Here is a 26,851-nt window from a genome sequence, read left to right as displayed (position 1 = left end):
ACGTTACAAGTGCTAAAGAGGTAAGTATACTATTACTTACAACTAGGGTGGTACCGCGAGATCAATTACAAGTCCTCGTCCCTTTTATGGGATGAGGGCTTTTTTTGTTTATCTTCATTCAGCAAATGACTCTCACTCCTGAAGGAGAGGAGATTCAATGCGGTTGAGGTTCCTTTTCAATGGGTGTACCAAACACCTACTGAATAAAGATAATGCCTCCGGCGGACCTCACGGATTTTCGAAGGAATGAATTGTGCGTGCACAATTCAAAATCCGGACGTAATTACGCCAAGGCGAAATTGACTTGTGGATTCATATCGTAATTTTACAAAACATATAGGGAGGAACTTTTCATATGAAAGCAGTAGAAATTCGCCGCATGTATTTAGAATTCTTTAAAGAAAAAGGTCATCACCATGAACCATCAGCACCACTTGTGCCAATTAATGACCCGTCATTACTTTGGATCAACTCAGGTGTAGCGACACTTAAACCATATTTTGATGGTCGTATTATTCCTGAAAATCCACGCATTACAAATGCTCAAAAATCAATTCGTACAAATGATATTGAAAACGTAGGTAAAACAGCTCGTCACCATACGTTCTTTGAAATGTTAGGGAACTTCTCAATTGGGGATTACTTCAAAAAAGAAGCTATTCATTACGCTTGGGAGTTCTTAACGGATAAAAAATGGATGGGCTTTGATCCAGAGCTTTTATCGATTACTATCCATCCTGAAGATCAAGAAGCATATGATGTTTGGCATAACGAAATTGGTATTCCTGAAGAACGTTTAATCCGACTAGAGGGGAACTTCTGGGATATTGGTGAAGGTCCATCTGGTCCTAACTCGGAAATTTTCTATGACCGTGGGGAAGAATACGGTTCAGATGAAAATGATCCGGAAATGTATCCAGGTGGTGAAAATGAACGCTATCTTGAAATTTGGAACTTAGTGTTCTCTCAATTCAATCATAATCCTGATGGCACATATACGCCACTTCCAAAGCAAAACATTGATACAGGTATGGGTCTAGAGCGTATCGTATCAGTTATTCAAAATGTGCCAACTAACTTTGATACTGATTTGTTCATGCCTATTATTGAAAAAATCGAACAGTTTGCAAATCGTAAGTACAAACGTCCAGGTGAAGTAGCGTTAAGCGAAATCTTTGGTTCAGAAGAAGATGTTAATACACCATTTAAAGTTATCGCGGACCATATCCGTACAGTGGCGTTTGCTATTGGTGATGGCGCGCTTCCTTCAAATGAAGGTCGTGGTTATGTATTACGTCGTTTACTACGTCGTGCTGTGCGTTATGCAAAACAAATTGGCATTGAAAAGCCATTTATGTTTGAATTAGTACCAACTGTTGGTGAAATTATGAATGATTTCTACCCAGAGGTAACGGAAAAATGTGAATTTATCCAACGTGTTATTAAAAATGAAGAACTTCGCTTCCATGAAACATTAGACGGAGGTCTTGCAATCTTTAACGAAGTAGTAGAAGCCCAAAAAGCAGCTGGACATGACTATATTCCAGGTGCAGATGCATTCCGTTTATATGATACTTACGGTTTCCCAATTGAATTAACAGAAGAGTATGCAGAAGAAGTAGGCATGAAGGTAGATCATAAAGGTTTTGAAGTAGCGATGGAAGAACAACGTGAACGTGCACGTGCAGCTCGTCAAGATGTAGATTCTATGCAAGTACAAAATGAAGTACTAGCCAACTTGACTGTTGCAAGTGAATTTGTAGGCTATGATACATTGACGACAAACACAGAAATTGCGGCGATCATTGTCAATGGTCAAGTATCAAAGGGAGCATCTGAAGGTCAAGAAGCACTAGTTGTTTTAGCTAAAACACCATTCTATGCTGAAATGGGTGGTCAAATTGCGGATAGTGGTGTTATCTCAAATGATAGCTTTACTGCTATTGTAAAAGATGTACAAAAAGCACCTAATGGTCAACCCCTTCATACAGTACTTGTAGAATCTGGCGAAATGCATGTTGAAGATGCGGTGAAGGCAGTAGTGAACCGTGATGAACGTAATTTGATTATTAAAAACCATACAGCTACACATATCATGCAACGTGCATTAAAAGACGTGCTGGGCGATCATGTAAATCAAGCAGGTTCATATGTAGGACCCGATCGTTTACGTTTCGACTTCTCTCATTTCGGCCAAGTGACAAAAGAGGAATTACAACAAATTGAACGTATCGTAAATGAAAAAGTGTGGGATGATATAGAGGTCGTAATTGAAGAAAAAGGCATCGATGAAGCGAAAGCTATGGGGGCAATGGCATTATTCGGTGAGAAATATGGCGATGTTGTTCGCGTTGTTTCAATTGGTGACTATTCTATTGAGCTTTGTGGTGGTCTTCACGTAAAACGTTCTTCTGAAATTGGCTTCTTCAAAATTGTTTCAGAAGGTGGTATCGGTGCAGGTACTCGTCGTATCGAGGCTGTTACAGGTAAAGTTGCATATGAAGCAGTAAAAGAAGAAGAAGCTTTATTAAACGATGCAGCAGCTTTATTAAAAGCAAATTCAAAAGATATTGTGACAAAAGTACATGCGTTACAAGCTGACTACAAAGAATTACAACGTGAAAATGAGGCGTTATCACAAAAAATCGCTAATGCTCAAGCTGGTGCTATTATAGACGCTGCTCAGACTTTTGGTGATGTAACAGTTCTTTCTACTAAAGTTGAGGCGAAGGACAATAATCAACTGCGTCAAATGATGGATGACTTGAAGGTTAAAATGCCTAAAGCTGTTCTTGTTTTAGGTGCTGTCGATGGCGACAAAGTTATGCTTTGCGCTGGGGTAACGAAAGATTTAGTTGGTGGCAATTACCATGCAGGAAATATCGTAAAAATGGTAGCAGAGGCATGTGGTGGTAAAGGTGGCGGTCGTCCAGATATGGCGATGGCGGGTGCAAAAGAAGCGTCAAAACTTGATGAAGCACTACTTTCTGTGTATGATTATGTTAAATCCATTTAACTTCTTTCAGCGGGTGTCCAAACACCCGCTGAAATAGAGGAACTCAGGCTAAGAACTTCACATCCTGTGAAAACGCCTGAGTGACCAGCATCGTGCTGGCCTAAATCCTCCGGCGGATGTCACGGTATCGGAAAAAGGAGTTCTTAGGGGATGTTAGCCTAAGATCATCGCATCCATGCGATAACGGCTAACTGACCTGCATCGGTAAAAACGCCACGTCCTGTGGCATTACCGAAATGACCGACATCGTGTCGGCCCTCGTGCAGGCCTAAACACAAAGCCGATTTCGGGCGCAATTATGCCGAGGCATAATTGATAATACGCCAAAACATGTTATAATAAAGAGAAATTGGAGATGAGCTTTTTGCACATCTCCTTATTTCTGAAAGCGAGGTGCTGGTCATGAGTTCATTTGATCAAACGATGAAATTTAATTTTCCAGAAGAATCAATGGAACAGGAAGTCAAGCAGGTAATGTTGAAAGTACATTCTTCATTAGAGGAAAAGGGATATAACCCTATCAATCAGATTGTCGGTTATTTACTTTCTGGTGATCCGGCGTATATTCCTCGCCATCAGGATGCTCGTAATTTAATCCGCAAGCTTGAGCGTGACGAAATTCTAGAAGAGCTTGTTAAGTTTTATATTAAAAAGAATAACGAGGACTAGAAATGAGAATTATGGGATTAGACGTTGGGTCTAAAACCGTGGGCGTTGCTGTAAGTGATGCTCTAGGGTGGACAGCCCAAGGTATTGAAACCGTAAAAATTGATGAAGCTATTGGCGAGTTCGGCATTAAGCGTATAGCCGAGCTAGTGAAGGAGTATGCTATAACAGAATTTGTCGTAGGATACCCAAAAAACATGAATAATACGGTGGGACCACGTGGAGAGGCTTCTGAAAACTATAAAAAGCTTTTAGAAGAAACATTTTCACTACCGGTCAAACTTTGGGATGAACGTTTAACAACGATGGCTGCCGAGCGTATGCTAATCGAAGCGGACGTAAGTCGCAAAAAGCGTAAGCAAGTCATAGATAAAATGGCTGCTGTGATGATTTTACAAGGCTACTTGGATAGCAAAAATTAATTGATGAGGTGACAAGACATGGCGCACGAACATAACCATGAAGAAGAACTACACGTACAACACATTACAGTGATTGACGAGAACGGAAATGAACAGCTTTGTGAAGTGATTCACGTACATGAATCAGCTGAATTTGGTAAATCATACGTATTTTACTCTATGATAGGCGCAGAAGAAGATGAAGATGGCTCAGTAGAAATCTTCGTATCTTCATTTGTACCATCTGAAAATGGTGAAGATGGTGAATTAACACCAATCGAAACTGAAGCAGAGTGGGATATGGTAGAAGACGTATTAAACGCTTTAGAAGATGAAAACGAAGAATAATCATCGTAATTCGTAATCTTTAAAAGTGTGGAACAAGGATGGCAACAAGCACTCCTTGTTCCTTTTTTACTTTAGGAAGAATGAAGCTAAGAGGTTGTAAGAAGAGTCTATGTTGAGATAGTTTCAGTATCGATGGAAGATACTGGATATTTAAAGACTCATATTAAAGTTAAGCTTAATTAAGGAGGAGATTATATGAACGAAGAAACGCAAGAATTTCTGATCATTGGAGAGAATGGCAAGGAGCAAAAATGCCGTGTTGTCTTCACCTTTGATGCAGAAGAAAAATCATATGTATTGTTTTCGTTAATCGACGAAGATGGTAATGAAATTCCTGGAGACATTTCTGCTATGACTTTCGATTATGATGATAATAATGGGGAAATGACAAATTTGCAGCCTGTTGAAACAGAGGCGGAATGGGTAACTAAACTGTTGCAGAAATTTTAGATAAAACTATACAAACCTGTATAGAAGTATAGATTTATAACAGAATACCCTTCGTATCAAGCGATTGGTGCGAACTCCACGTTAATTGCTTTTAACTCCTAAAGCCTTGTGACCAAAGCGGAGCTGGAAACGGCAGACGTAACGGTGCGAAAGCAGAAAAAACAACAAGGATGGCATAGGCTGAAAAAAATTACTCAGTGTCCGTAAAGGATCATCGTGACAACGGAAAACGGTAGCGCTAAGTGCTTTGGCAATGGATGTTTAGCAGCGAACTCCTAAATCTCTTATGAGACAAGGAAGACGTTCAACGACTATCTCCTTGAGGGAGAGTAAAACCGCAAGCGAATGGCGGAAGAAAAATGTGGCTCTTATTAAAAGATAAGATGAAGATATAGTCTGCGCTTATGTGAAAGCATAAGAGGTCTACTCGTGAGAGAAAGACTGCATGAAGGGTTGCGCCCTCGTGTGAACAAGAAAAATAGATACAACTATAAAAATGTTAACAACCTCTCTAAATAGGGTAAAGTATTTTATCTTAGTGAAAGAGAGATGGTACGCATGGAATTAATGTCCATTGGGAAATTTGCTAAACTTGTTCTAGTTGTGGACAAATCAAATCCGATTCGAGACTGAAAGACAGATTATTTATCTGCTCTTGCGGATTAAAGATGGATAGAGATTTGAACACAAGCATTAACTTAGCAAATTATTCAATCTAAGGAGCTTAACTTCTTTCAGCAGGTGTCTAAACATCCGCTGAAATAGAGGAACTCAGGCTAAGAACTTCACATCCTGTGAAAACGCCTGAGTGACCAGCATCGTGCTGGCCTAAATCCTCCGGCGGATGTCAAAAAACTAAGCCTTAGATGTGTACGCAACGATACTGTGGAATTTAAGCCTTTGGAGAGTCATACAAAATGGCAGTAGCTTCGGCGAAACCAGACTCGGAGAATAAGGAAGACACAAAACGAAAGTCAAAAGTTGTGTCATAGTAGAGTGTCTACATTTTTTTAGAATGTATATGTTTTTCGTATCGGAAATGATTAACGAGGTAGTCCTAACACTTCTAGATGAATTTGAAGAGGGGCCACAGTTAATTACAGTAACAGATGAGGATGGAACAGATCAGGTATGCGAGGTTATTCATACATTTTCATCAGAACAATTTGGTAAATCCTATGTACTATATGTTTTGGCAACGGACGAGCCAATGGAGGAACGAGATATTTTTGCTGCCCAATATGTAGCTGGAAATGACGGAACGATTGAAGAATTATTACCAATTGAAACAGATGAAGAATGGGAATTTGTTGAAGATATCTTAAATGATTTATAATTAAAACTCTGAGTAGTAAATTGCTACTCAGAGTTTTTTATGTGTGCTATTTTTACTGAATTATCTATTTCTGTTTGTCGTTATAGTTGATTTCTAGTATGATAATGAAGTGATAGGGGGGAAACCCGTGAATAACGGTTCAAAAAAACAAGAAATGTTTTCAAAAATGCAAGAAAGAAAATCAGAGGTAAAAATTGTGAGAAAAATAGTGGCTATTGTTGCAATTTCTATTGTTCTACTATTAGGGGTCATCGGTTTATTTGGCTATAATTATGTAAAGAGTGCTTTAAAACCAGTCGATCCGGATGCGACTAAAACAATAGCGGTTGAAGTACCAATTGGCTCTGGCTTAAGCTCTATTTCGACTTTACTAGAAAAAGAGGGCATTATTAAAGATGCTCGTGTTTTTAAATACTACGCTAAGTTTAAAAATGAATCCCAGTTCCAAGCCGGGAAATATGATTTGACACAGGCGATGACATTTGATGAGATCATAGAGAGTTTGAAAACTGGGAAAGTCTACCGTAAGCCAGTGTTTACAATGACAATTCCTGAAGGTTTAACACTTGAACAAATTGGTAATATTGTGGAAAAGAAAACGCCATACACTCAAAAAGAATTTATGGACCTAGTAACAAGCGATGAATTTGTGCAAAAAATGAAGGCTAAATACCCTGAGCTTGTGACAGATGCAGTTTTAGCTGATAATATTCGCTATGATTTAGAGGGCTATTTATTCCCTGCAACTTATTCTTACTTTGAAGAAAAACCTTCATTAGAATCAATTGTAGACGAAATGGTAGGGGCTATGGACAAGCTTGTGAAGAGTTACAGCGATGTTTTAGCTGAAAAGAAAATATCCGTCCATCAATTGTTAACATTTGCTTCATTACTGGAAGAAGAAGCTACTGCCCAAACAGATCGAGAAACGATTGCGAGCGTATTCTATAACCGTATAGATCAAGGGATGCCACTACAAACAGACCCAACCGTTTTATATGCACTTGGCTCTCACAAAGATCGTGTGATGTACAAAGATTTAGAAGTAGATAACGTCTATAATACTTATAAAAATAAAGGCTTACCACCTGGTCCGATTGCGGGTGCTGGAAAATCTTCAATTGAAGCAACGCTAAATCCAAGTAAAACAGATTACCTCTACTTCTTAGCGGATAAACAAGGTGTCAACCACTTCTCGAAAACATATGATGAACATTTACAGAAAGTAGAAAAATACTTGCGTAAGGCAGAGTAATTACTTTTAACTTCTTTCAACAAATGTTTACGTACGAAAGTGCAACGTCAATTACAGATGTTTTTTGTAGCGAAAGTGAAACGACAGCTACAGATGTTTTTTGTAACGTCAGTTACAAAAGTTCTCCATCTTATAGGTGATGACATGAATGCGAGTTTAAGTTATTTTTCAGTCGTTTCGAGACGCATTTAGCCGAGGAATAATTGAAATTATTAAAAAATATATAGCAATAATGTGGATAGAAGGAAAGAAAAATAGCTTTCCTTCTATTTTCGTGCTATTATAAAATGTGATTTTTAATCAATCCGCATGGAATAATTCAAGCAGTCCGTTAATGCGGGATAATATACGTGGTGGCAATTGTTTTGAGCTGATAAAAAACAATTGCTCATTTTTATATGACGAAGTACCAAGACATCGCGTTTGGTCTTTTTCTTTTTGGTGCTAAATGATGAAGCCTCTGGCGGATGTCACAGAGTGGGCTTTGTGCAAGCACAAAGCCCGTTCCGGACGCAATTATGCCGAGGCATAATTGATATGAGGGTGAACTTAAAAATGGAATTATCAGATGCATATATACAATCATTTATTCAACCACGTAATGATTTGCTTTTAGAAATGGAAGCATTTGCGGAGGAGAATCATGTGCCGATTATGCAACTTGCAGGCATTGATGCACTAAACCAACTGCTACGTATTCAAAATCCGTCGAAAATTTTAGAGATTGGTACAGCAATTGGTTATTCTGCAATAAGAATGGCGGAGGCTTTACCGGATGTGCAAATCGTTACAATCGAGCGAGATCCAGAGCGTGTTGCAAGAGCGAAGGCCTATATTGAACGTTCTACAGTATCAGATCGGATTACGGTCATTGAAGGAGATGCCTTAGAGGTGAACGATGAGGCCATTCATACAACATTCGATGCGGTGTTTATTGATGCTGCAAAAGGACAATATCAACGCTTTTTCGAAAAGTATGCACCTCTTGTAAAATCTGGTGGAGTTCTGTATATCGATAATATGTATATGCATGGCTTATCAGATTTGGATTTAAAAGATGTACCACGTCGCAAGCGTACAATGATTCGCAATTTAAAAAACTTTACCGAATGGATTATGGAGCACCCTGATTATACAAGTGCATTTTTACCAGTCGGTGATGGTTTATTACTATGTTTGAAGAGGTGACTATTATGAAAAAACCTGAATTGCTTGTTACACCGCAATCAGTGGACCATGTAAAAGAACTTTTACAGGCTGGAGCAGATGCTTTTGTCATTGGTGAACAACAATTTGGTCTTCGCCTAGCAGGAGAATTTTCTGTTAATGAAGTGGAAGAAGCTACAAAGCTGATTCATGCAGCGGGTAAAAAAGTTTATGTTGCGGTAAATGCGTTATTCCATAATGAAAAATTGGATGCACTTGCCGAGTATTTAAAAGAAATGCAACGTATTGGCGTTGACCGTTTAATTTACGGTGATCCAGCAGTAGTAATCATCCGTCGTGAGCAAGGTGTAACAATACCGTTACATTGGAGTCCAGAAACGATTGCCACAAACTGGTTTACGGTAAATTATTGGGGGAAACGTGGAGCAACTCGCGCAGTACTTGCTCGTGAACTTTCTTTAGATGAAGTGCTTGAAATTAAAGAAAATGCGGAAGTAGAGATTGAAGTTCAAGTACATGGGATGACATGTATGTTCCAATCAAAGCGTGCATTACTTGGCCATTATTTCTTGTATCAGGATAAAGTAATGGAAATTGAGAATCGTAAGGAAAATCGCAATATGTTCCTTCATGATGATGAACGTAATAATAAATATCCAATTTATGAGGATGCTAACGGTACGCATATTTTCAGTCCAAACGATATGTGCATTATTGATGAGCTTGGTGAATTATTCGAAGGTGGTATTGATGCATTGAAAATTGAGGGTGTCCTTCAAACACCAGAATATGTAATCACAGTTACAGAAGCTTATCGTCAAGCAATTGACACATATTTTGACGAATCAGAAGATGCGTATGAAGATATTAAAGATGATTTATTAGCAAAAATTGAAGACATTCAGCCTGCCATCAGACCTCTTGATACTGGCTTTATCTTCAAGGAAACAGTTTACTAGGAGGTGGCAAGAACATGGCGTTAGCATTAGAACAAAATGACAAAATCCGTGAGATTGTCGACGGTAAACGTGTCATTACAAAAAAACCAGAGCTACTTGCCCCTGCGGGTAGTTTAGAAAAATTAAAAGTTGCCGTTCATTACGGTGCAGATGCTGTATTTATCGGTGGACAAGAGTTCGGCCTACGTTCAAACGCAGATAACTTCTCAATTGAAGAAATGCGCGAAGGTGTTGAATTTGCCAATAAATACGGTGCAAAAATCTATGTTACGACAAATATTTTCGCACACAATGAAAATATGGACGGCTTAGAGCAATACTTAAAAGATATTGAATCTGCAGGTGTTACAGGCATTATTGTAGCGGACCCTCTGATCATCGAAACATGCCGTACAGCTGCACCGAAGCTTGAAATTCACCTATCTACACAGCAATCTTTATCAAACTGGAAGGCAGTACAGTATTGGAAAGAAGAAGGGTTACATCGTGTAGTGTTGGCCCGCGAAGTTGGCGGAGAAGAAATGAAGCTGATGAAGGAAAAAGTCGATATTGAAATTGAAGCATTTGTTCATGGAGCAATGTGTATCGCTTATTCTGGTCGCTGTGTACTTTCAAATCACATGACTGCTCGTGACTCTAACCGTGGTGGTTGCTGTCAATCTTGTCGCTGGGACTATGATTTGTATGAGTTAGAAGATGATGAAGAAAAGGCACTTTTCGATGATAATCACGCACCTTTTGCGATGAGTCCAAAAGACTTAAAGCTAATTGAAGCTATTCCACATATGATTGAACTTGGTATTGATTCATTGAAAGTAGAGGGGCGTATGAAGTCCATTCACTATGTTGCTACAGTTGTTTCAGTGTACCGTAAAGTGATTGATGCTTATTGTGCTGACCCTGACAATTTCAAGATTAAACGTGAATGGCTTGAAGAACTAGATAAATGTGCTAACCGTGATACGGCTGAAGCATTCTTCCACGATGCACCTGGCCACGAGGAGCAAATGTTTGGTGTACATGGCCGTAAAACGACGTATGAGTTTGCTGGACTTATTTTAGAACATGATCCAGAAACGAAAATTGTGACAATGCAACAACGTAACTATTTTAAACCTGGCGATGAGGTAGAATTCTTTGGACCAGAAATCGAAAATTTCCGTTTTACAATGGGTGAAATTTGGGATGAGGATGGCAATAGCTTAGATGCTGCCCGTCATCCACTACAAATTGTTAAATTTAAATGCGACACACTATTAAAACCGCATAACATGATGCGAAAGGAGAATAATTAATGGCAGTGAAGCGTCCAGTTGTCATCGGAATCGCTGGTGGCTCATGCTCAGGAAAAACGAGTGTGACCCGTGCTATTTATGATGTTTTCCGTGATCATTCAGTAGTTGTAATTGAACAAGATTTTTACTATAAAGATCAAAGTCATTTAACGTTTGAGGAGCGTTTAGGTACAAACTATGACCATCCGTTAGCGTTTGATAATGATTTATTAATTAAGCACATAAAAAAATTATTGGTACGTCAACCAATTGACAAGCCTGTCTATGATTATGTACAGCATACAAGAGCAGAAGAAGTTGTTCATGTAGAACCTGTAGATGTTATTATACTAGAAGGTATTTTAGTGTTAGAGGATGCAGATTTACGTGATTTAATGGACATTAAATTATTTGTAGATACGGACTCAGATTTACGTATTATTCGTCGTATTATGCGTGATATAAAAGAACGTGGACGTACAACAGATTCTGTAATCGAACAATATTTATCTGCAGTGCGTCCAATGCATAACTTATTTATTGAGCCGACGAAACGATATGCTGATATTATTATCCCTGAGGGTGGGGATAATGAAGTTGCAATTGATTTGATGGTCACGAAAATTAAAACTATTCTTGAAACTGACAACGTATTGTAATAAGATAGAGTGGTATTGACAATATTTACATGCGAATCATTGCATATTTTTGAAAAGCATGCATACTATTAGGTCAAAGAGAATTTTGAAACCGATTAAAAACAATAAAATTCGATTAAATGCATCACACATGGCATTTGGTCGAGTTTTATGTTTTTGTATTGATGAAATAAGGAGTGAAGGACTTTGGCAAACGAAAAACAATACCCAATGACAGCTGAAGGTAAAAGAAAATTAGAAGAAGAATTAGTAAAATTAGAAACAGAAACACGTAAAGAAATTGTTGAACGTATTAAAATCGCTCGCGACTTCGGAGATCTTTCTGAAAACGCTGAGTATGATTCAGCTAAAGAAGAACAAGCCTTTTTAGAAGGTCGTATTTCTACATTAAAATCAATGATTCGTAACGCAGTTATTATTTCTGAGGATGAAACAGACAACAGTGTAGTTTCACTAGGGAAAACGGTTACATTTGTAGAAATTATTAATGGTAAACCATCAACAGATGAGGAATCGTATACGATTGTTGGTTCTGCTGAGGCAGATCCAATGGAATTCCGTATTTCTAATGAATCACCAATTGCTAAAGGCTTGCTAGGTCGTGCTGAAGGCGAAGAGGTTGTCGTACAAACACCTGGTGGCGAAATGAAAGTTAAAATTATTTCAATCAAATAATTTTGTACAAGCAGTTAGCTTATCTTTTTAAGGAGAGCTAGCTGCTTTTATCTTAATTTCCTCTTTTATGAAAGTTTTTACATCAAGGGACAGCATCCATTGAAATGAACGTCAAGAGAGCTTTTATTTTATCTTTGATTAAATACATGAGCACAATTATTTTGCAAGTCCCGTTGAACTTGATAGAATATTGGCTAGAGAGGGGGAGAATTCATGAGTGAACGACAAACTAGAAGCAGTCGTCATTTGCAGCCATCTCGTAATAAAAAGCTAGATAAACTTTTGAATGTTTTAATTGGTATTGTCGTGATATTGATTATTATAACTGCAACATACGTGTTTAAATGGCAGGATGATGTAGGAAATGCCGTGAAAGACGAACCAGCACAAGAGCAAAAGAACGATGATGGAGATGGGAAAGAAAAGCCTTCTAAAGAGGAAAATAATGATGTTTCAGTAAAAGATAATGAATCTACAAAAGAAGAGCCTAAAGAAGAACAGCCATCATCTGAAAAGGACGCTGCTATTGAAACTACATCCGATGACCCAATTGTTGACAAGGTTATAACAAATAAAGATTGGAAGCCAACGCCTACAACTCAAACAGGTCAGCACGTGTCTTCTTACGATGATACATCAGTTGACTGGGCTGAAAAGGTTGCAACAGTTACAGCTGTTACAGGCATAGAAAAGGACAATATGATTATTTGGCGTATTCAAAATAACGGCAGTGCTAATACGGCCGTAGCGACAGTTTCAACGAATGATAAGACAAAAATGTATCGCGTCAACATGGAGTGGGTTGACAATGAGGGCTGGTTACCAGTGAAACTTGAGCAACTAAATACATTAAATGGCGCCTATTGACGAAAATAACTTGATTGAGTATTTTTAATAGAGTTAAACAATGAAGGGAAGTAACAGAGACATGAAAATTGCAGTAATCGGCGCAATGGAAGAAGAAGTAGAGCTTTTACGAGCAGCATTAGACAATGCAAAAAGCACAACAATCGCAGGCAGTGAATATACAACTGGAACTTATGAAGGGAAAGATGTAGTTTTATTAAAAAGTGGTATTGGTAAAGTAAATGCTGCAATGTCAACTACCATTCTATTACATGAATTTAAGCCTGATGTAGTTATTAATACGGGCTCTGCCGGAGGTTATGACGAAACACTTGAAGTAGGCGCAGTTGTTATTTCAGATGAAGTCCGTCATCATGATGTAGATGTTACGATTTTCGGTTATGAGATTGGTCAGATGGCTGGTATGCCAGCAGCTTACAAATCAGATGAAAGACTTATGAAAGTGGCTGAAGAGGCAGTGAAGGCTGTTGGAGAGCACCAATTTGGTATTGGTTTAATTTGCTCAGGAGATGCTTTTATGAATGATCCTGTTCGTGTAGAAGCAGTCCGTCAACATTTCCCACAAATGAAGGCAGTTGAGATGGAAGCGGCAGCAGTTGCGCAAGTATGTTATCAATTTGGTACTCCGTTTGTTGTTATTCGTGCTTTATCAGATATTGCTGGGAAAGAATCGAATATTAGTTTTGATGAGTTTTTACCAGTAGCTGCAAAGCATTCGACGCAAATAGTATTAAAAGCTATTGAAACGCTATAAAGTAAAACTATAATCGGTGGGGAGTTTTTTTACCACCTCGCTGATTAGTAGTTTTCACCAATCGTACTTTTACTGCCCGTTAATAGGGATAAAGTACACAGAATGGTCAAAATGAGTGATCTGTAGTGTGAGAAAAATCACAGTTAAAAAGTCTTGCTAATGCTAAACTGTTATTAATTAAATCTCTTCATATTTGGATGGGAGGCATTCATGATGCTATTTTTAACAGCAGGTGTAGTCATTATAACGACGTTACTCGGTACACTCATTTCAGCAGAACTTTCAGAAACTGTAGAATTTCATTGAGGGAAACGCTCCTTTGCGACATTCAGGTCGCAAGGGAGCTTTTTTTATAGCTTCATTGCTTCATCAACAACTACGTTTATCTCTTTAAAAGTTAGTGGGATTAAGATAATTACTATTTTGTGCGTCAAATAAAAGAAAAATGAATAGTATTCACTATGCTGTACACATAATTTATCTAAAGCTTTCGGTAGATGAGAATTCTTTCTTTAGAGCCTTTTGTAACAAAAAATGCGTGATTCATGGTATGTTAATGTTAAGGATCCATTGAAATTTTTCAATTATCAATTTACAATATATTACTCAGTAGACTTTTGGTCTCGTTTATATAATTGATAGAGTTTAATAAGTGCCCGCTTTTCAATGCGAGAAACATAGCTACGAGAAATATTTAAACGAGCAGCGATTTCTTTTTGAGTAAGGGCATCATGTTGGTTTAAACCATAGCGAAGGGTTACTATTTCGAGTTCACGATCGTCGAGCATATGCAAATAATGATATAGTTGTGCAACATGTTCTTTATGTTCAATTTTTTCAGTTGCGCTCTCTTCATCACATTGTAAGAGATCTCGGATCTGTAAGGCGTTACCATCTTTATCTGTACCAATTGGCTCGAATAAGGAAACATCTTTTTGCACTTTTTTCTGAGTACGCAGATGCATTAAAATTTCATTTTCGATACAGCGGGCAGCGTAAGTGGCAAGGCGTGTTTTTTTGTCAGGAGTGTAACTCTCTACAGCTTTCATAAGCCCTATAGTACCAATGGAAATATAGTCGTCTAGTTGTTCGTGTTTCGGGTGAAATTTTTTTACAACGTGTGCAACGAGTCGCATATTGCGCTCAATTAAATCAAGACGCGCTTGCTCATCACCGCCTAAAAATCGTTCAATACAAGCAGCTTCCTCTTCTTTTGAAAAGGGTTTATGGAATGTTTGCCCCTTTAAATAGCCAAGTAACGCAGGGATCTCAAGCCATAACTGCAACATGGATGTGAAAATTCCGCTCATTGAATGATTTCATCCTTTCCCCATTTTTCGACAGTATATGTTAAGAAGCTGCGTTAAATGAAAAAAAGTGCAACAGCAAATGTGCTGTTACACTTTTTTTAACGTGATTGTACTAATCATTAGTAATGCTAGTATTGGGAATAGGAAAAGATAAAACGCTGGGTGGAACGTATTAGATGCGAAATACGTTAAAGTTAAGAGCGTACCTGCCGCTGTTATTGGTAACCCTGTGAAGTAGCCGTTTGCTTCACTAATATTGAAGCGAGCTAATCGCATTGCACCACAGACGATATACAGTACAGTCATCGTCATGCCGACAAAACCAAAGTCGACTAAAACAACTTTGTACATTAATAATGCAGGTGCCACACCAAATGATATAATATCACTCATAGAGTCTAATTGTTTACCTAAATCAGACACTTGTCCGAGGGCTCTAGCTACCTTCCCGTCATAGCGATCAAGAAGGGCTGCGATAAAGATAAACAAGACACTGTAGCTATAATATTCATGTAGTGTAGCCATTATGGCCGCGCCACCAAAGGACATATTACTGATTGTAATGAAGTTTGCTGCTTGCGATTTCATTTTCTTAACCGTGGTATCCACCAACTTGTGATATAGAAACAAGGGGGATCACTCCTTTGCACTTAAGATATTGTACCATTATACTTCGAATACGAAAAAATTGACAGTCTAAATTAATCGATAGGGGTTTTGTTTTATGAAAGAAAAACTATATCAACGCTTGATTGAATTAACAAATGGCAAGCAATCCTCCCAGCTTTTGCAAACCATTGCAAAAGCAAAGTGGAGTAAACGTATGATTCCTAGTTATATGAAGGTATACGATATTAACCTTGAAGAGGTTTCAAAAAAACGACAACAATTTTCAAGTTTACATGACTTTTTTACAAGAGAGCTTTTAGAAAACGCACGTCCAATTGAACAAAATCCTACTACCTATGTAAGTCCAGTGGATGCGAAAGTGGAATCATTTGGACGGATCGAATGGGATATGACGTTTCTTGTAAAGGGTAAGCCTTATGCATTACAAGATTTACTTGGTAATTCAGAGCGTGCTGCGCAATATGCAGATGGCCATTTTATCGTGTTTTACTTGAGTCCTGCAGATTATCACCGAATTCATAGCCCGATTGATGGGAGAGTACTAAGACAATATACGCTTGGTCAAAAATCATACCCTGTTAATCAGCTAGGTCTTTCATATGGTAAAAAACCAATTTCACACAATTATCGTTCAGTAACGGAGCTGAAAGTGGCAAATAATCAGCAGGTAGCGTTTATTAAAGTTGGGGCTACATTTGTTAACTCGATCGTACTCACTAATACTACAACTCAGTGGCGTAAGGGTGATGAAGTCGGATATTTTTCATTCGGCTCAACAGTAGTCATGCTATTTGAAAAGGATGCAATTAAATTTACGGATAATGTTGTGCAAGGAAGCCCAATTCGAATGGGTGAAGCCTTCGCAAATATGCTATAATGGTCGAATAATACATTTAGATTAGGGGTCGCTATTTTGTATAATTTTTTATTACCAGATGAATTTGTGACGAGTATTTTTGAAATTACACCGGAAAAGCTTCAAGACTTAGGCATTAAAGGAATCATTACGGATTTAGATAATACGCTTGTAGAATGGGACCGTGCAGATGCAACAGAAGAGCTTATTATTTGGCTACGTATTATGAAAGAGTCAGGTATTCGTGTTATTATTGCGTCGAATAACAATGAAGCGCGTGTAAAGCATTTTGCCGATCCACTAGGTATTCCGTATATTCATAAAGCTAGAAAGCCATTTCGTAATGCCTTTTATAGTGCAATTATTCAATTAGGGCTACGACCACACGAAGTAGTAATGGTAGGTGACCAATTACTAACGGATGTAATGGGGGCAAATCGCTTAGGCTTGCATACGGTACTAGTAAAACCAGTTGCGCAATCAGATGGATTCGTAACAAAATTTAATCGATTCATTGAACGTCGTGTGTTCAGTGATTTAGAACGAAAAGGAATTATTACTTGGGAGGAAAAAGAATGAACGAAATGCCAAATTGTATTGGCTGTGGTACAACAATTCAAACAGAAGATAAAACAGCAGTTGGGTATGCACCCCCATCATCATTAGAAAAAGACGTGGTCATTTGCCAACGTTGCTTCCGTTTGAAAAATTATAATGAAATTCAACCAGTGTCATTAACAGATGATGACTTTTTACGTATATTAAACGGTCTTGGAACACAGCAAGGCCTAATCGTAAAAATTGTTGATATTTTTGACTTCAATGGGAGCTGGTTACCAGGGCTTCACCGCTTCGTTGGTAAAAATCCAGTGTTATTAATTGCGAATAAAGCCGATTTATTACCGAAATCTGTGAAACCGAAAAAAGTAATTAATTGGCTAAAACGTGAAGCAAAGGCTCTTGGTCTACAACCTGTTGATGTACTTTTAGTGAGTGCCCATAAAGGTAAAGGAATGGCTGAAGCGATGGAAGCTATTGATGAGTACCGTAATGGACAAAATGTGTACGTTGTAGGTTGTACAAATGTTGGGAAATCCACGTTCATTAATCGTATTATCAAGCAGGCTACAGGTGAAGGTGAGGTTATTACAACTTCTCATTTCCCAGGTACAACTTTAGATATGATTGAAATTCCATTAGATGATGGTAGTGCATTATATGACACACCAGGAATAATTAATCATCATCAGATGGCACACCATATTGACGCTAGCGAATTAAAATATATTATGCCTAAAAAAGAAATAAAGCCAAAAGTATATCAACAAAATGCAGGACAAACATTATTTATTGGTGCCCTTGCTCGTTTTGACTTTATTCAAGGAGATCGTTCCGCATTTACGGTTCATGTGGCAAATGACTTACCAATTCACCGTACAAAGCTTGAGAAGGCAGATACATTGTATGCAGAACATAAGGGTGAGTTGCTTGCACCTCCAACTGCTGAATTTATAGAACAACTACCGCCATTAGTGCGTCATGAGTTCTCCATCAAAGAAGCGAAAACAGATGTTGTATTCTCAGGCCTTGGGTGGATTACAGTGCAGCATGCTGATGTAGTTGTAGCAGCTTATGCACCAAAGGGTGTACAAGTTTCAATTCGCCCATCACTAATTTAAGTTGTACAAGTAGAGAAGAGGGACTAGGAAATGAAGAAATGGTTTGCGGTTATTGGCGATCCGATTGAGCATTCAAAATCCCCAGCGATGCATAACGCTTGGTTTGAGGAAATGTCGATAGATGCTACTTATATTCCTGTACATGTATCTTCTGAAAATCTAGAGTCGGCAGTTGCGGGCTTGAAAACTTTAGGTGCAAGTGGCTGGAACATTACAATTCCACATAAAACAGCAATCATTCCCTATTTAGATGAGTTAGATGAGTTGGCAGAAAAAATGGGAGCTGTCAATACGGTTGTCCGAACAAAAGAAGGCAAATTAAAGGGCTACAATACGGACGGTGTTGGTTTTGTCCGCTCGCTAGAAGAAGCGGTTGGTAAGTCACATAAAGACAAGCCAGTTCTTCTTATTGGTGCGGGCGGTGCTGCTCGTGGTATTGCTTTTGCTATGCAACAGCAAGGTTATACGAATTTAACCATTGCAAACCGCACAGTGGCAAATGCTCAAGCAATTGTTGATGAAATGGGTATAGGCAACGCTATTTCTTTAACAGAGGCTGAGGAATCATTAGCTGATTTCGGCATTTTAGTGCAAATGACATCGGCTGGACTTGCTACGGGCAATTTTTCAATGCCATTTTCATTAGAAAGACTTGCAAAAGGCGCAATTGTGGCCGATATTGTGTATAATCCATTAATGACGCCTTTTCTACAAGCGGCTGAAGAAAAAGGAGCAACCGTCGTTACGGGTCTTGGAATGTTCGTTCACCAAGGAGCCATTGCTTTTGAGCACTGGCTTAGTGAATACCCAAATACAAATTCAATGATTGCGCATCTGAAGGTGCAATTAGGAGGATATTAATTTTTATGTTAACAGGTAAACAAAAACGTTTTTTACGTGCGGAAGCACATCATTTAACACCGATTTTCCAAGTAGGAAAAGGCGGCGTTAATGACGAGATGACAAAGCAAATTCGTGAAGCATTAGAAGTAAGAGAGTTGATTAAGGTACGTATTTTAGATAACTGTGAGGAGGACAAGCATGAAGTGGCAGAAGCACTTGCAAAGGGTGCTCATGCAGAGCTCGTTCAATTAATTGGTCTGACAGTTGTTTTATATAAAGAATCACGTAATCATAAAAAGATTGTATTACCAAAAGCAGCGAAGTAAGGTGAGACGATGAAAAAGGTCGGTTTATTGGGAGGCACATTTAATCCACCACATAATGGACATTTAATGATGGCTAATGAAGTACTTCATGCCTTGGATTTAGATGAAGTTCGCTTTATGCCAAATGCCTTACCACCACATAAGTTTGCACGCCATGATGCTAGCGACGTGGAGCGCCTTGAAATGGTAAAGCATGCAATAAGTCCATATCCGCATTTTTCTGTGGAGTCGTATGAGGTAGAGAAGGGTGGCGTATCCTATTCTTATAAGACGCTTACTTCGATGTGTATAAGAGAACCTAATGTGAAATTTTACTTTATCATTGGAGGCGATATGATTGATTCGCTTCATACATGGTACTGTATTGATGAATTAGTGAAGCTTGTGCAATTTGTAGGAGTAAAGCGTCCAGGAACAGAAGCCTTCACAAAGTATCCTATACTAATGGTGGAAGCTCCCCAAATCGATCTATCGTCCACACTGATTCGTGAACGCCTGGCCACTGGAGGAACGGTTACTTTTTTACTACCTAAAGCGGTAGAGACGTTCATACGAAAGGAAGGTCTTTATGGAACGCGAACAGTACTTAGCGGCGATTAAGCCACGCATGCCAGAGAAACGCTATATCCATACCAATGGCGTAATGGAAACCGCCATTGAGCTAGCAAAATTATATGGTGAAGACGAAAAAAAAGCTGAGACAGCAGCCATACTCCATGATATTGCGAAATATGCAGATATTGAGTGGATGGAGCAAATCGTCCGTGATGAAAAATTAGATGCTCGACTAATCGGCTGGGGCAGTGAATTACTGCATGGTCCAGTAGGTGCATATATTGCAGCAAGTGAATTTTACATTACAGATGAGGATATGTTAAATGCTATTCGTTTTCATACAACAGGACGCGTGGGTATGAGTCGTTTAGAAAAAATAATTTTTGTTGCAGATATGATTGAACCAAATCGTAAATTTGATGGGGTGGAGCATCTGCGAAAAAAAGCAAAGAACAATTTGGATAAAGCGATGAGTGCTTGTGTGCGCCATACATTGGCATTTTTAATTGACACAAAGCAGCCAATTTATCCATTATCCATAGAATGTTATAACGATACGATGAAAAGAGAGGAAAGTGAAGGATGACTTCAACTTTATTACAAGCAGCTTACAAAGCAATTGACGACAAACACGGTGAGGATATTGTCGTATTAAATATGCAGGGCATTTCACTTTTAGCGGATTACTTTATTATTTCTCATGGTAATTCAGATCGCCAAGTGCAAGCAATTGCGCGTGAATTACAAGAGGTAGCAGTAAAAGAGGGGTATGAAATTCGTCGTGTAGAAGGCTTCGATGCCGCACGCTGGGTTCTTGTAGACCTTGGAGATGTTGTGGCGCATGTATTCCATAAAGATGAACGTGCTTATTATAACTTAGAACGTCTATGGGGTGACGCACCGCAACTAGACATGCCTGAGGCTTAAGTGAGTAGTTACGAACGATTTGCACATGTGTATGATGAGCTCCAAACAGATATCCCTTACAGTCTTTATGTGGAATGGGTTTTGCAGCATGCACCAAGCAGTCAATTCCCAAATCTTTTAGATATCGGCTGTGGTACAGGTGTACTTGGCCTGTTGTTTGCGCAGGCTGGTTATAAGGTGAGTGGAATTGATTTATCTGAAGATATGCTCTCAATTGCCGCTGAGCGCTTTGCTGAGGCTGATTTACAAGTGCCACTCTATTGTATGTCAATGGATGAATTAGAAGGCTTTGAGGCACTTGACGTTGTAACGATTGCTATTGATTCACTGAATTATGTAGTGGAGGAAAAGGCAGTTTATTCAACGTTACAACGTATTTTTGATGCATTACGTGATGGAGGTCAATTGTTTTTTGACGTGCATTCGTTATTTAAAATGAATGATATTTTTTTAGATGGACCATTTACGTATGACGATGGCGACATTAGCTATGTATGGCATACGGAACCAGGCGATTTTGACCATTCCGTTGTTCATCAAATGACGTTTTATGTGCGCGACGCTGTGAGTGAGCTGTATGAACGCTTTGATGAGGAGCATATCCAGCGCACATTCTCAATTGAGCAATATATGGCATGGCTTCGTGCAATTGGCTTTACACATGTGGAAGTAACGGCAGATTTTACAGATGAAGCCCCTGAATACGAAAGTGAACGCATTTTTATCCGTGCGGTGAAATAGTAAAACAGCTTGTTAGTAGAATAAAACTAACAAGCTGTTTTTGCTTTTTGAGAGCCGAAGCAATGGATAGAATCACCGAAGTGGCGGATAGAAAGCCACAGTAACGGATAGATTCATTGAAGCGAGGGATAGAATGTCAAAAAGGAAGGTCGGTCGCAAAAACGTTTGAGGAAGCAACACATTTTGCTCACCTCTACTTTTTGATATATGTCCTGCGTTACTAAAGTCTAGGATCGACAGGGTCACTTTCGAGTGCTAGTGTGCCGAGTACACATTCATGAATACGAGCAGTCGATTCACCTTTTACAAAACGTTCTATCCCTTCCAGTCCGAGTGCGAATTCACGCAATGCATGCTTCATTTTTTTATTTGGATTGCGTTCTTTTAGCTTCGTTAAATTTGAAGGCTGTAAGTAGTCCATACCATAGATGATCCGTAAATATTCGCGTCCGCGTACTTTGATAGCAGGCTGAAGTAGTTTCCCCTGATAGTTGGTTACAAAGGTTTCAGGTTTAATAACAATTCCTTCATGACCAGCTGCAGTCATTTCCTCCCACCATGTAATGGCTTCCTGTTCAGAAGCTTCATCTGTAATTACCTTAAATTCTGTTTCAATGAATAGCGCTGAATTTTTTGCAAACAGTCGATTCATTTCCATATGCCATGTATGTGGTTTATGGAAAAAAGTTTCTGAACTATGTGCTAATACATGGAAGGGGGCAATTTGAATAGCTGAAGTATCCTGGACATCCCAACAATAGTTTTGAAAAACAGTTGAAAATCGTTGTGCATTTTCAAGTAACCCCTTATACTCCTGAAGCCATTCTGAAACGTCGATTTGTGTTGTGTCACATAGTTTCTCCATAAGCTTTGTACGGTCCATTAATGCTTGCTCAGCTACATGTGCATATTGCTGATCGATTAGCTGCTGCGCTTTTAAGTTCCAAGGTAAAATTTCGGCATCAAGTAGTACGAAATTTGTATTAAACTGTTCGAAATAGTTTTTCTCCGTTAATTCACAATGAAGTTGTTGAAGAATTTTTTGCTCTGTCTCTTGATCGAAAAAACGTCTTCCTGTTCTAGATGTCATAATGCCAAGTGTTTCTATATCGATATATTCTTTTGCAATGAGTGAATCTTTAAACAGCAGCAGTACAGCACGACTGCCCATATGTTTCTTTTCGGCAATCATTGTTTGGACACCATTCTTTTTATAATAGGCAAATGCCTCTGTAGGGTGCTCTAATGTGTTTTCTAAAGCAGATGTTTTAGGAGTTGGGCTCATCGTTGGTGGAATATAAACGAGCTGCTCTAATGGCAATGCATAATGAGAAACACTGTCTATGGCAGCCTTTGCATGAGCACCACCTATTTGTACATTGCCAAAGTAAGCAGTTTCCACTGTGAAACCTTCTAAAAATGCACCGATATTTGGCGGGTCAAAACGTTGAGCTTTCGCTTCAAGTAAAGGATTCCGTTCAATACCTGCATAGTTTTTATAAGCTTTCACAAACTCAATGGTCTTTTCAGGATAACGAAAGGCAGTTAGCTGACCACCAAAAACAACCCCTTGGTCAATATTCAGCGTATTATTTTGCTTTAAGGGATATAATTTAGGATCATGTCCCCAAATAATAAGCTGTGATGATTGATGCTCTGTAAACCAATCATTACGAATAGGTTTTCCGGATGGATCTTGTCCCAGTACATCACCATATCGACAAAAATCAGAAATTCTTGCCGATTGTTTGCCTATATAACGGTCACGGATACCAGCATGTGTAACAACAGCGGAAGAAATGCCGTTGTTCATTAAAATATAGTGAGATGGAGCGGCCAGTAAACATTTGGCGAGACGAGCTTTAAATTCTTTTGTTTGCTCCACCCCATAAACATTTTCATAATCGATAAATTCAGCTTCAACTAGCTCATCTCCATGATGTAGCGTTACTTTACGTCCATCTAGCCAACGAGCGATTTTCCAACCATGATTACTATCGGTCATATAGGCAAGTCCGCGCTCTATATGACGTTCAAAAAAGGCCATCGTTTCAATAGATTTTGGTCCTCGGCTCATAATATCACCAACTGAAACAAAACGTCGACCTTGTGGATGAATATAGTAACCTTCCTTGTTTTCTTCGTAGCCTAGCTTACCCAGTAATTCGATAAATTCATCAAAGCAAGCGTGGATATCTCCAATAACATCAAGCCCAGCATCTACATCTAAGTGTAATGATGATTTCTGTCTTGATAATGTTAGCTCCTCTGTTTCTTTCACCATATAGGTTTTAGTAAATGCCTCTTTTTTAATCAATCGTTTTTCTGTTTTCAATAGGCGTGCCTGTTGTTTGATACGTTTACTTCCTCTTGGATCTTGGCGTAAAGTATCTCGTCGTAACAATTCTTCAAGAGGAACGTCCAATACGATCGCACTTACAGGAACATGTAGTTTCTTCCCAAGCAAGATGTATTTTTGACGTTCTTCGGATTGTAAATGAGTAGCGTCGACAAATGTACACTTATTTAATGTACATCTGGCCTCTAAGACGCGTTCCATAACAGCGAAGGCTTGTGCAGAGATAGCGAAATATTCATCATACAATAAATCTGCTACTTCCTTTGAATAGTTTTGAAAATCAATATAATTCGTATCAGCAACAAGTGTGCGATAACTATCAGAGCTAATGATTTCAGAAGGAGAAAGCATACCTACATTAACCCAATTTTGTAAAAGCGTAGATTTCCCACTATTGGATGGACCAATTAGCAGAACAATCCCTGTGTGTGGAACTGTTATGTTCATACACTTACCTCCTTTTTTGTAAAGACGCACATTTGGGTAGGTTGTCCATAAAGATTATGTTCATTACCGATGCCTGTAAATAAAAGCTCATATTGTTCATGGCTATTCATTACATGACACCATTTTTGAAATTGACTCCGTGTCCATTCAAAGCGGTGGTCATCGTGCCGCATTTCATCTAATTCGTATACGGCGTTGTATTCAGCATTAGGTGTTGTCACGATTAATGTTTGAGGACTATATTGAGATAATAGTAATGACATTATTTTAGGAAGTCGTTCCTCATTAATATGTTCAATGACTTCACATAAAACGATGACATCCTTATGCTGTAATCGTGCATCATAATAGAAAAGGGAGCCCCATGTAGGTTTGGGTATTACATATGCTTTCTCTAATGTTTCAAAACGTTTTATCGCCTTTTTCATGGCAGCTTCACTAGGTTCAACCGCAAGCAGCTCGTCAATTCCTTTAACGTAGGCAAGTAAACTTGAAAGCTTTCCTTCACCAGAACCAAGATCAACAATAGTTGATTTTCGAGGTAGATCTTTAATCGTTTCAACAATTTTTTCGTAGCGTAATGTATTGAGTGAACGTGTTGTATTTTGTATCGTAGTAGTACCATCATATAAATGGGAAAAGCGAAGGGCTTTTTATAAATATACTCCTTCATAGGATGTGTATCTAACCAGCCTCCACCGTATCGTTTGAGTTTATCAACTTCCAACTCATCGATAAAGTAATGCTTATAATCATCTAAAACAGGGATGAGTACAAAAAGATGCTGTAGTGCTCGTTGGAGCGTAATGTCCGCTGATAATGTTAGAAAACGGGCACGATTATGGTTATTCATAGCTTCGATGGTAACAGCGTAACCGAGTGGCTCAAACAATCCATTTATCTCATCATTTGTCATAGCTGAAGCAACAGGACCGACTTCAAATGAGAATGAAAATGTCTGAGCTACCCATTCTAAATACTGCTCTTTTGGTTTGCCATTTAACGCTGTACCTAAAGCAGAACGGATTAGGGATAAAAAAATACTACTAGCGGCGAATTCACGGTCATTAATATAGTGTGTAATATCAAGCGCGTTGTCATTTTGAACAAGTGCGAGTGCATTTGGTGTAACAAATATTGTCACAGCAAGACTTGTTTCAGAAAGCTCGTGATAGACAAGTCGAACTAAATGATCTTTTACACGCCGTTCATATAAATTATTCGGATTTTTTGATAGTAAGTAGGAGATAGCTTTCACATTTTCTCCCTTTGCCTGTATTGTTAGCTGCATATTCTTCCTCCAATCAGTACACAAAGGCATAATGAGTAGTTGTAGATGACAATTGTTAAAACGTATGCTATGTATATAGGTTGATCTTCGTTCCGACTGGGCGACTCATGGGGATCAACCACAAGATACGGTGATGGGCTATTATTCAAAGCATAACATAATTTTACATCATTATGTCAGTGTCATAAAAGCAAAGCCAGGGATGTCTTTTTGTTTTAATAGATAAATTATCTTTTCAATGTAAGAATGATATTGTAAGATGAAGGAGACTCCATATGATTACCTTTTGCAAAGAAAGGATGTTATGAATGATCCAATCTTTTTGGCAAAAGTACAAAAAAAAGTATGTTGCTTCCCGGCATACTTGTAATCGGTGGACTTTGTTACTTCTTTTTTTCGAGTTCTGACTCTTCACCTCCCCAAGAAGAGCTCATCGAAACAATCCAACCTATTGAACAACTAGAAATGAAAGAGCCTGTGGATGAAGCGGTCATACAACAGGTGTTTGTTGATATAAAGGGTGCTGTACTGTATCCAGGTGTTTATGAGTTACAGCCAGACCAACGAATTATAGATGCCGTACAGCTTGCGGGTGGCTATACGCAAGATGCTAATACGCAACTTATTAATCATGCCCAAAAAGTTCAGGATGAAATGGTTATTTATATCCCTAGAAAGGATGAAAAGCTAGACGAAATCACCTCTAATATGTTGACGATGCCTACTAGTGGTACTTCACAAGGCAACAATGGCATGGAGGATCAAAAGGTCAATTTAAATAAAGCGGATGAAGCTGCACTAACGACATTGTCAGGTATTGGTCCATCAAAGGCTCAAAGTATTATCTCCTATCGTGAGGAAAATGGAGGCTTTAAAACAATTGAGGATTTAAAAAAAGTGACCGGTATTGGTGAAAAGACGTATGAAAAACTGAAAGATTCTATTACAGTAAAGTGAGGCGGCAAGTTTTGTGATATTGACGACCCTTTTCAAAAAGGGCTACACTATAGTAGAAAATTGACTGTTGCAATGTAGGCACAGTTTATAAAAAATTGTCATC

29 protein-coding genes, 1 pseudogene and 1 other annotated feature (1 of these 31 cut by a window edge) are annotated in these 26,851 nt (G+C 38.6%); of the genes and pseudogenes, 25 read left to right on the top strand and 5 right to left on the bottom strand.

Translation table 11 applies throughout. The annotated features are described in order from the left end of the window. Positions 1-86, top strand: a binding site (T-box leader) (it extends 129 nt beyond the left edge of the window). A gap of 269 nt (positions 87-355) precedes the next feature. From alaS to mtnN, 15 genes and pseudogenes are all read left to right on the top strand, one after another. After that, positions 356-3,016 (top strand): alanine--tRNA ligase, encoded by a 2,661-nt coding sequence (gene alaS, locus BFJ97_RS05810; protein WP_068983703.1) that lies wholly within the window; start codon positions 356-358, stop codon positions 3,014-3,016. Between the two features lie 402 nt (positions 3,017-3,418). Next, positions 3,419-3,685, top strand: a complete 267-nt coding sequence (locus BFJ97_RS05805) for an IreB family regulatory phosphoprotein (RefSeq protein ID WP_004226839.1) — start codon at positions 3,419-3,421, stop codon at positions 3,683-3,685. Between the two features lie 2 nt (positions 3,686-3,687). Continuing rightward, the gene (gene ruvX, locus BFJ97_RS05800; RefSeq protein WP_068983702.1) at positions 3,688-4,104 is read left to right on the top strand and encodes a Holliday junction resolvase RuvX; all 417 of its coding nucleotides are present in this window, start codon (positions 3,688-3,690) and stop codon (positions 4,102-4,104) included. An 18-nt stretch (positions 4,105-4,122) separates the two neighbouring features. Then, complete coding sequence (locus tag BFJ97_RS05795) at positions 4,123-4,431, top strand: DUF1292 domain-containing protein (protein WP_068983701.1); 309 nt, start codon at positions 4,123-4,125, stop codon at positions 4,429-4,431. A gap of 195 nt (positions 4,432-4,626) precedes the next feature. Beyond that, positions 4,627-4,881, top strand: coding sequence for a DUF1292 domain-containing protein (locus BFJ97_RS05790; protein ID WP_068983700.1), 255 nt, complete (start codon positions 4,627-4,629; stop codon positions 4,879-4,881). 602 nt (positions 4,882-5,483) lie between these two features. Then, positions 5,484-5,600, top strand: a pseudogene (locus BFJ97_RS25410) (zinc ribbon domain-containing protein); the annotation flags it as partial. A gap of 302 nt (positions 5,601-5,902) precedes the next feature. Continuing rightward, a complete protein-coding gene (locus BFJ97_RS05785) occupies positions 5,903-6,217 on the top strand; it encodes a DUF1292 domain-containing protein (RefSeq protein ID WP_223553607.1) in 315 nt (104 codons plus the stop codon). Between the two features lie 127 nt (positions 6,218-6,344). Beyond that, complete coding sequence (gene mltG / locus BFJ97_RS05780; protein ID WP_068983699.1) at positions 6,345-7,472, top strand: endolytic transglycosylase MltG; 1,128 nt, start codon at positions 6,345-6,347, stop codon at positions 7,470-7,472. Positions 7,473-8,027: 555 nt separating this feature from the next. Then, positions 8,028-8,660, top strand: coding sequence for an O-methyltransferase (locus BFJ97_RS05775; RefSeq protein WP_068983698.1), 633 nt, complete (start codon positions 8,028-8,030; stop codon positions 8,658-8,660). Positions 8,661-8,665: 5 nt separating this feature from the next. Beyond that, positions 8,666-9,598, top strand: coding sequence for a peptidase U32 family protein (locus tag BFJ97_RS05770; RefSeq protein ID WP_068983697.1), 933 nt, complete (start codon positions 8,666-8,668; stop codon positions 9,596-9,598). 14 nt (positions 9,599-9,612) lie between these two features. Then, positions 9,613-10,893 carry a peptidase U32 family protein gene (locus tag BFJ97_RS05765; RefSeq protein ID WP_068983696.1) on the top strand — a complete coding sequence of 427 codons (1,281 nt, stop codon included), beginning with the start codon at positions 9,613-9,615 and terminating at the stop codon, positions 10,891-10,893. Beyond that, entirely contained in the window at positions 10,893-11,531 is a 639-nt protein-coding gene (gene udk / locus BFJ97_RS05760) for a uridine kinase (RefSeq protein ID WP_068983695.1), read from the top strand. The genes BFJ97_RS05765 and udk overlap by 1 nt, the downstream gene beginning before the upstream one ends. A 186-nt stretch (positions 11,532-11,717) precedes the next feature. Further along, entirely contained in the window at positions 11,718-12,206 is a 489-nt protein-coding gene (gene greA, locus BFJ97_RS05755; protein ID WP_068983694.1) for a transcription elongation factor GreA, read from the top strand. A gap of 213 nt (positions 12,207-12,419) precedes the next feature. Continuing rightward, on the top strand, positions 12,420-13,073 hold the full coding sequence (locus BFJ97_RS05750) for a YrrS family protein (RefSeq protein WP_068983693.1): 654 nt from the start codon (positions 12,420-12,422) through the stop codon (positions 13,071-13,073). Positions 13,074-13,134: 61 nt separating this feature from the next. Then, a complete protein-coding gene (gene mtnN / locus BFJ97_RS05745) occupies positions 13,135-13,827 on the top strand; it encodes a 5'-methylthioadenosine/S-adenosylhomocysteine nucleosidase (RefSeq protein WP_068983692.1) in 693 nt (230 codons plus the stop codon). A gap of 602 nt (positions 13,828-14,429) precedes the next feature. On the opposite strand, the gene sigK is transcribed toward mtnN, so the two are convergent. Further along, a complete protein-coding gene (gene sigK / locus BFJ97_RS05740; protein ID WP_068983691.1) occupies positions 14,430-15,137 on the bottom strand; it encodes an RNA polymerase sporulation sigma factor SigK in 708 nt (235 codons plus the stop codon). An 87-nt stretch (positions 15,138-15,224) separates the two neighbouring features. Further along, positions 15,225-15,767 (bottom strand): CDP-diacylglycerol--serine O-phosphatidyltransferase, encoded by a 543-nt coding sequence (gene pssA, locus BFJ97_RS05735; protein WP_083226923.1) that lies wholly within the window; start codon positions 15,765-15,767, stop codon positions 15,225-15,227. 94 nt (positions 15,768-15,861) lie between these two features. Between pssA and BFJ97_RS05730 the strand changes: the two genes are divergently transcribed. The 9 genes from BFJ97_RS05730 to BFJ97_RS05690 are packed head-to-tail and all read left to right on the top strand — an operon-like array spanning position 15,862 to position 21,694. Beyond that, the gene (locus BFJ97_RS05730; protein ID WP_068983690.1) at positions 15,862-16,644 is read left to right on the top strand and encodes a phosphatidylserine decarboxylase; all 783 of its coding nucleotides are present in this window, start codon (positions 15,862-15,864) and stop codon (positions 16,642-16,644) included. A 33-nt stretch (positions 16,645-16,677) separates the two neighbouring features. Next, positions 16,678-17,202, top strand: a complete 525-nt coding sequence (locus BFJ97_RS05725; protein WP_223553664.1) for a YqeG family HAD IIIA-type phosphatase — start codon at positions 16,678-16,680, stop codon at positions 17,200-17,202. Next, complete coding sequence (yqeH, locus tag BFJ97_RS05720) at positions 17,199-18,302, top strand: ribosome biogenesis GTPase YqeH (RefSeq protein WP_068983688.1); 1,104 nt, start codon at positions 17,199-17,201, stop codon at positions 18,300-18,302. The genes BFJ97_RS05725 and yqeH overlap by 4 nt, the downstream gene beginning before the upstream one ends. Before the next feature lie 30 nt (positions 18,303-18,332). After that, positions 18,333-19,163, top strand: a complete 831-nt coding sequence (gene aroE / locus BFJ97_RS05715) for a shikimate dehydrogenase (RefSeq protein ID WP_068983687.1) — start codon at positions 18,333-18,335, stop codon at positions 19,161-19,163. Positions 19,164-19,168: 5 nt separating this feature from the next. Then, complete coding sequence (yhbY, locus tag BFJ97_RS05710) at positions 19,169-19,471, top strand: ribosome assembly RNA-binding protein YhbY (protein ID WP_068983686.1); 303 nt, start codon at positions 19,169-19,171, stop codon at positions 19,469-19,471. Positions 19,472-19,480: 9 nt separating this feature from the next. Further along, positions 19,481-20,071, top strand: a complete 591-nt coding sequence (locus BFJ97_RS05705; RefSeq protein WP_068983685.1) for a nicotinate-nucleotide adenylyltransferase — start codon at positions 19,481-19,483, stop codon at positions 20,069-20,071. After that, positions 20,040-20,612: a bis(5'-nucleosyl)-tetraphosphatase (symmetrical) YqeK gene (gene yqeK, locus BFJ97_RS05700; protein ID WP_068983684.1), complete on the top strand. Its 573-nt coding sequence runs from the start codon at positions 20,040-20,042 to the stop codon at positions 20,610-20,612. Before BFJ97_RS05705 ends, yqeK begins: the two co-directional genes overlap by 32 nt. Next, a complete protein-coding gene (rsfS, locus tag BFJ97_RS05695) occupies positions 20,609-20,953 on the top strand; it encodes a ribosome silencing factor (RefSeq protein ID WP_068983683.1) in 345 nt (114 codons plus the stop codon). Before yqeK ends, rsfS begins: the two co-directional genes overlap by 4 nt. After that, positions 20,954-21,694 carry a class I SAM-dependent DNA methyltransferase gene (locus BFJ97_RS05690; protein WP_068983682.1) on the top strand — a complete coding sequence of 247 codons (741 nt, stop codon included), beginning with the start codon at positions 20,954-20,956 and terminating at the stop codon, positions 21,692-21,694. A gap of 220 nt (positions 21,695-21,914) precedes the next feature. On the opposite strand, the gene BFJ97_RS05685 is transcribed toward BFJ97_RS05690, so the two are convergent. The 3 genes from BFJ97_RS05685 to BFJ97_RS05680 are packed head-to-tail and all read right to left on the bottom strand — an operon-like array spanning position 21,915 to position 25,791. Next, complete coding sequence (locus tag BFJ97_RS05685; RefSeq protein ID WP_068983681.1) at positions 21,915-24,500, bottom strand: polynucleotide kinase-phosphatase; 2,586 nt, start codon at positions 24,498-24,500, stop codon at positions 21,915-21,917. Continuing rightward, positions 24,497-25,027: a methyltransferase domain-containing protein gene (locus BFJ97_RS25060; RefSeq protein ID WP_254660132.1), complete on the bottom strand. Its 531-nt coding sequence runs from the start codon at positions 25,025-25,027 to the stop codon at positions 24,497-24,499. Before BFJ97_RS25060 ends, BFJ97_RS05685 begins: the two co-directional genes overlap by 4 nt. Beyond that, positions 24,925-25,791, bottom strand: coding sequence for a hypothetical protein (locus tag BFJ97_RS05680; protein ID WP_254660122.1), 867 nt, complete (start codon positions 25,789-25,791; stop codon positions 24,925-24,927). Before BFJ97_RS05680 ends, BFJ97_RS25060 begins: the two co-directional genes overlap by 103 nt. A gap of 345 nt (positions 25,792-26,136) precedes the next feature. Between BFJ97_RS05680 and BFJ97_RS05675 the strand changes: the two genes are divergently transcribed. Then, positions 26,137-26,748 carry a helix-hairpin-helix domain-containing protein gene (locus BFJ97_RS05675; protein WP_068983680.1) on the top strand — a complete coding sequence of 204 codons (612 nt, stop codon included), beginning with the start codon at positions 26,137-26,139 and terminating at the stop codon, positions 26,746-26,748. Positions 26,749-26,851 lie beyond the last annotated feature (103 nt).

This window comes from Lysinibacillus xylanilyticus, from assembly GCF_001708185.1.
Classification (GTDB): Bacteria; Bacillota; Bacilli; order Bacillales_A; family Planococcaceae; genus Lysinibacillus; species Lysinibacillus xylanilyticus_A.
Note: the sequence above shows the minus strand (reverse complement) of the source record. Positions and strands in the feature narration are given on the sequence as shown.

Coding starts and splice junctions, on each gene's coding strand:
- BFJ97_RS05680 (WP_254660122.1), bottom strand. CDS start 25,791: ATGCAGCTAACAATACAGGCAAAGGGAGAAAATGTGAAAGCTATCTCC.
- BFJ97_RS05705 (WP_068983685.1), top strand. CDS start 19,481: ATGAAAAAGGTCGGTTTATTGGGAGGCACATTTAATCCACCACATAAT.
- BFJ97_RS05790 (WP_068983700.1), top strand. CDS start 4,627: ATGAACGAAGAAACGCAAGAATTTCTGATCATTGGAGAGAATGGCAAG.
- BFJ97_RS05785 (WP_223553607.1), top strand. CDS start 5,903: ATGTTTTTCGTATCGGAAATGATTAACGAGGTAGTCCTAACACTTCTA.
- rsfS (WP_068983683.1), top strand. CDS start 20,609: ATGACTTCAACTTTATTACAAGCAGCTTACAAAGCAATTGACGACAAA.
- BFJ97_RS05750 (WP_068983693.1), top strand. CDS start 12,420: ATGAGTGAACGACAAACTAGAAGCAGTCGTCATTTGCAGCCATCTCGT.
- BFJ97_RS05765 (WP_068983696.1), top strand. CDS start 9,613: ATGGCGTTAGCATTAGAACAAAATGACAAAATCCGTGAGATTGTCGAC.
- yhbY (WP_068983686.1), top strand. CDS start 19,169: ATGTTAACAGGTAAACAAAAACGTTTTTTACGTGCGGAAGCACATCAT.
- sigK (WP_068983691.1), bottom strand. CDS start 15,137: ATGAGCGGAATTTTCACATCCATGTTGCAGTTATGGCTTGAGATCCCT.
- BFJ97_RS05685 (WP_068983681.1), bottom strand. CDS start 24,500: ATGAACATAACAGTTCCACACACAGGGATTGTTCTGCTAATTGGTCCA.
- ruvX (WP_068983702.1), top strand. CDS start 3,688: ATGAGAATTATGGGATTAGACGTTGGGTCTAAAACCGTGGGCGTTGCT.
- BFJ97_RS05805 (WP_004226839.1), top strand. CDS start 3,419: ATGAGTTCATTTGATCAAACGATGAAATTTAATTTTCCAGAAGAATCA.
- yqeH (WP_068983688.1), top strand. CDS start 17,199: ATGAACGAAATGCCAAATTGTATTGGCTGTGGTACAACAATTCAAACA.
- BFJ97_RS05775 (WP_068983698.1), top strand. CDS start 8,028: ATGGAATTATCAGATGCATATATACAATCATTTATTCAACCACGTAAT.
- BFJ97_RS05795 (WP_068983701.1), top strand. CDS start 4,123: ATGGCGCACGAACATAACCATGAAGAAGAACTACACGTACAACACATT.
- mtnN (WP_068983692.1), top strand. CDS start 13,135: ATGAAAATTGCAGTAATCGGCGCAATGGAAGAAGAAGTAGAGCTTTTA.
- BFJ97_RS05675 (WP_068983680.1), top strand. CDS start 26,137: ATGTTGCTTCCCGGCATACTTGTAATCGGTGGACTTTGTTACTTCTTT.
- udk (WP_068983695.1), top strand. CDS start 10,893: ATGGCAGTGAAGCGTCCAGTTGTCATCGGAATCGCTGGTGGCTCATGC.
- aroE (WP_068983687.1), top strand. CDS start 18,333: ATGAAGAAATGGTTTGCGGTTATTGGCGATCCGATTGAGCATTCAAAA.
- BFJ97_RS05730 (WP_068983690.1), top strand. CDS start 15,862: ATGAAAGAAAAACTATATCAACGCTTGATTGAATTAACAAATGGCAAG.
- alaS (WP_068983703.1), top strand. CDS start 356: ATGAAAGCAGTAGAAATTCGCCGCATGTATTTAGAATTCTTTAAAGAA.
- BFJ97_RS05770 (WP_068983697.1), top strand. CDS start 8,666: ATGAAAAAACCTGAATTGCTTGTTACACCGCAATCAGTGGACCATGTA.
- yqeK (WP_068983684.1), top strand. CDS start 20,040: ATGGAACGCGAACAGTACTTAGCGGCGATTAAGCCACGCATGCCAGAG.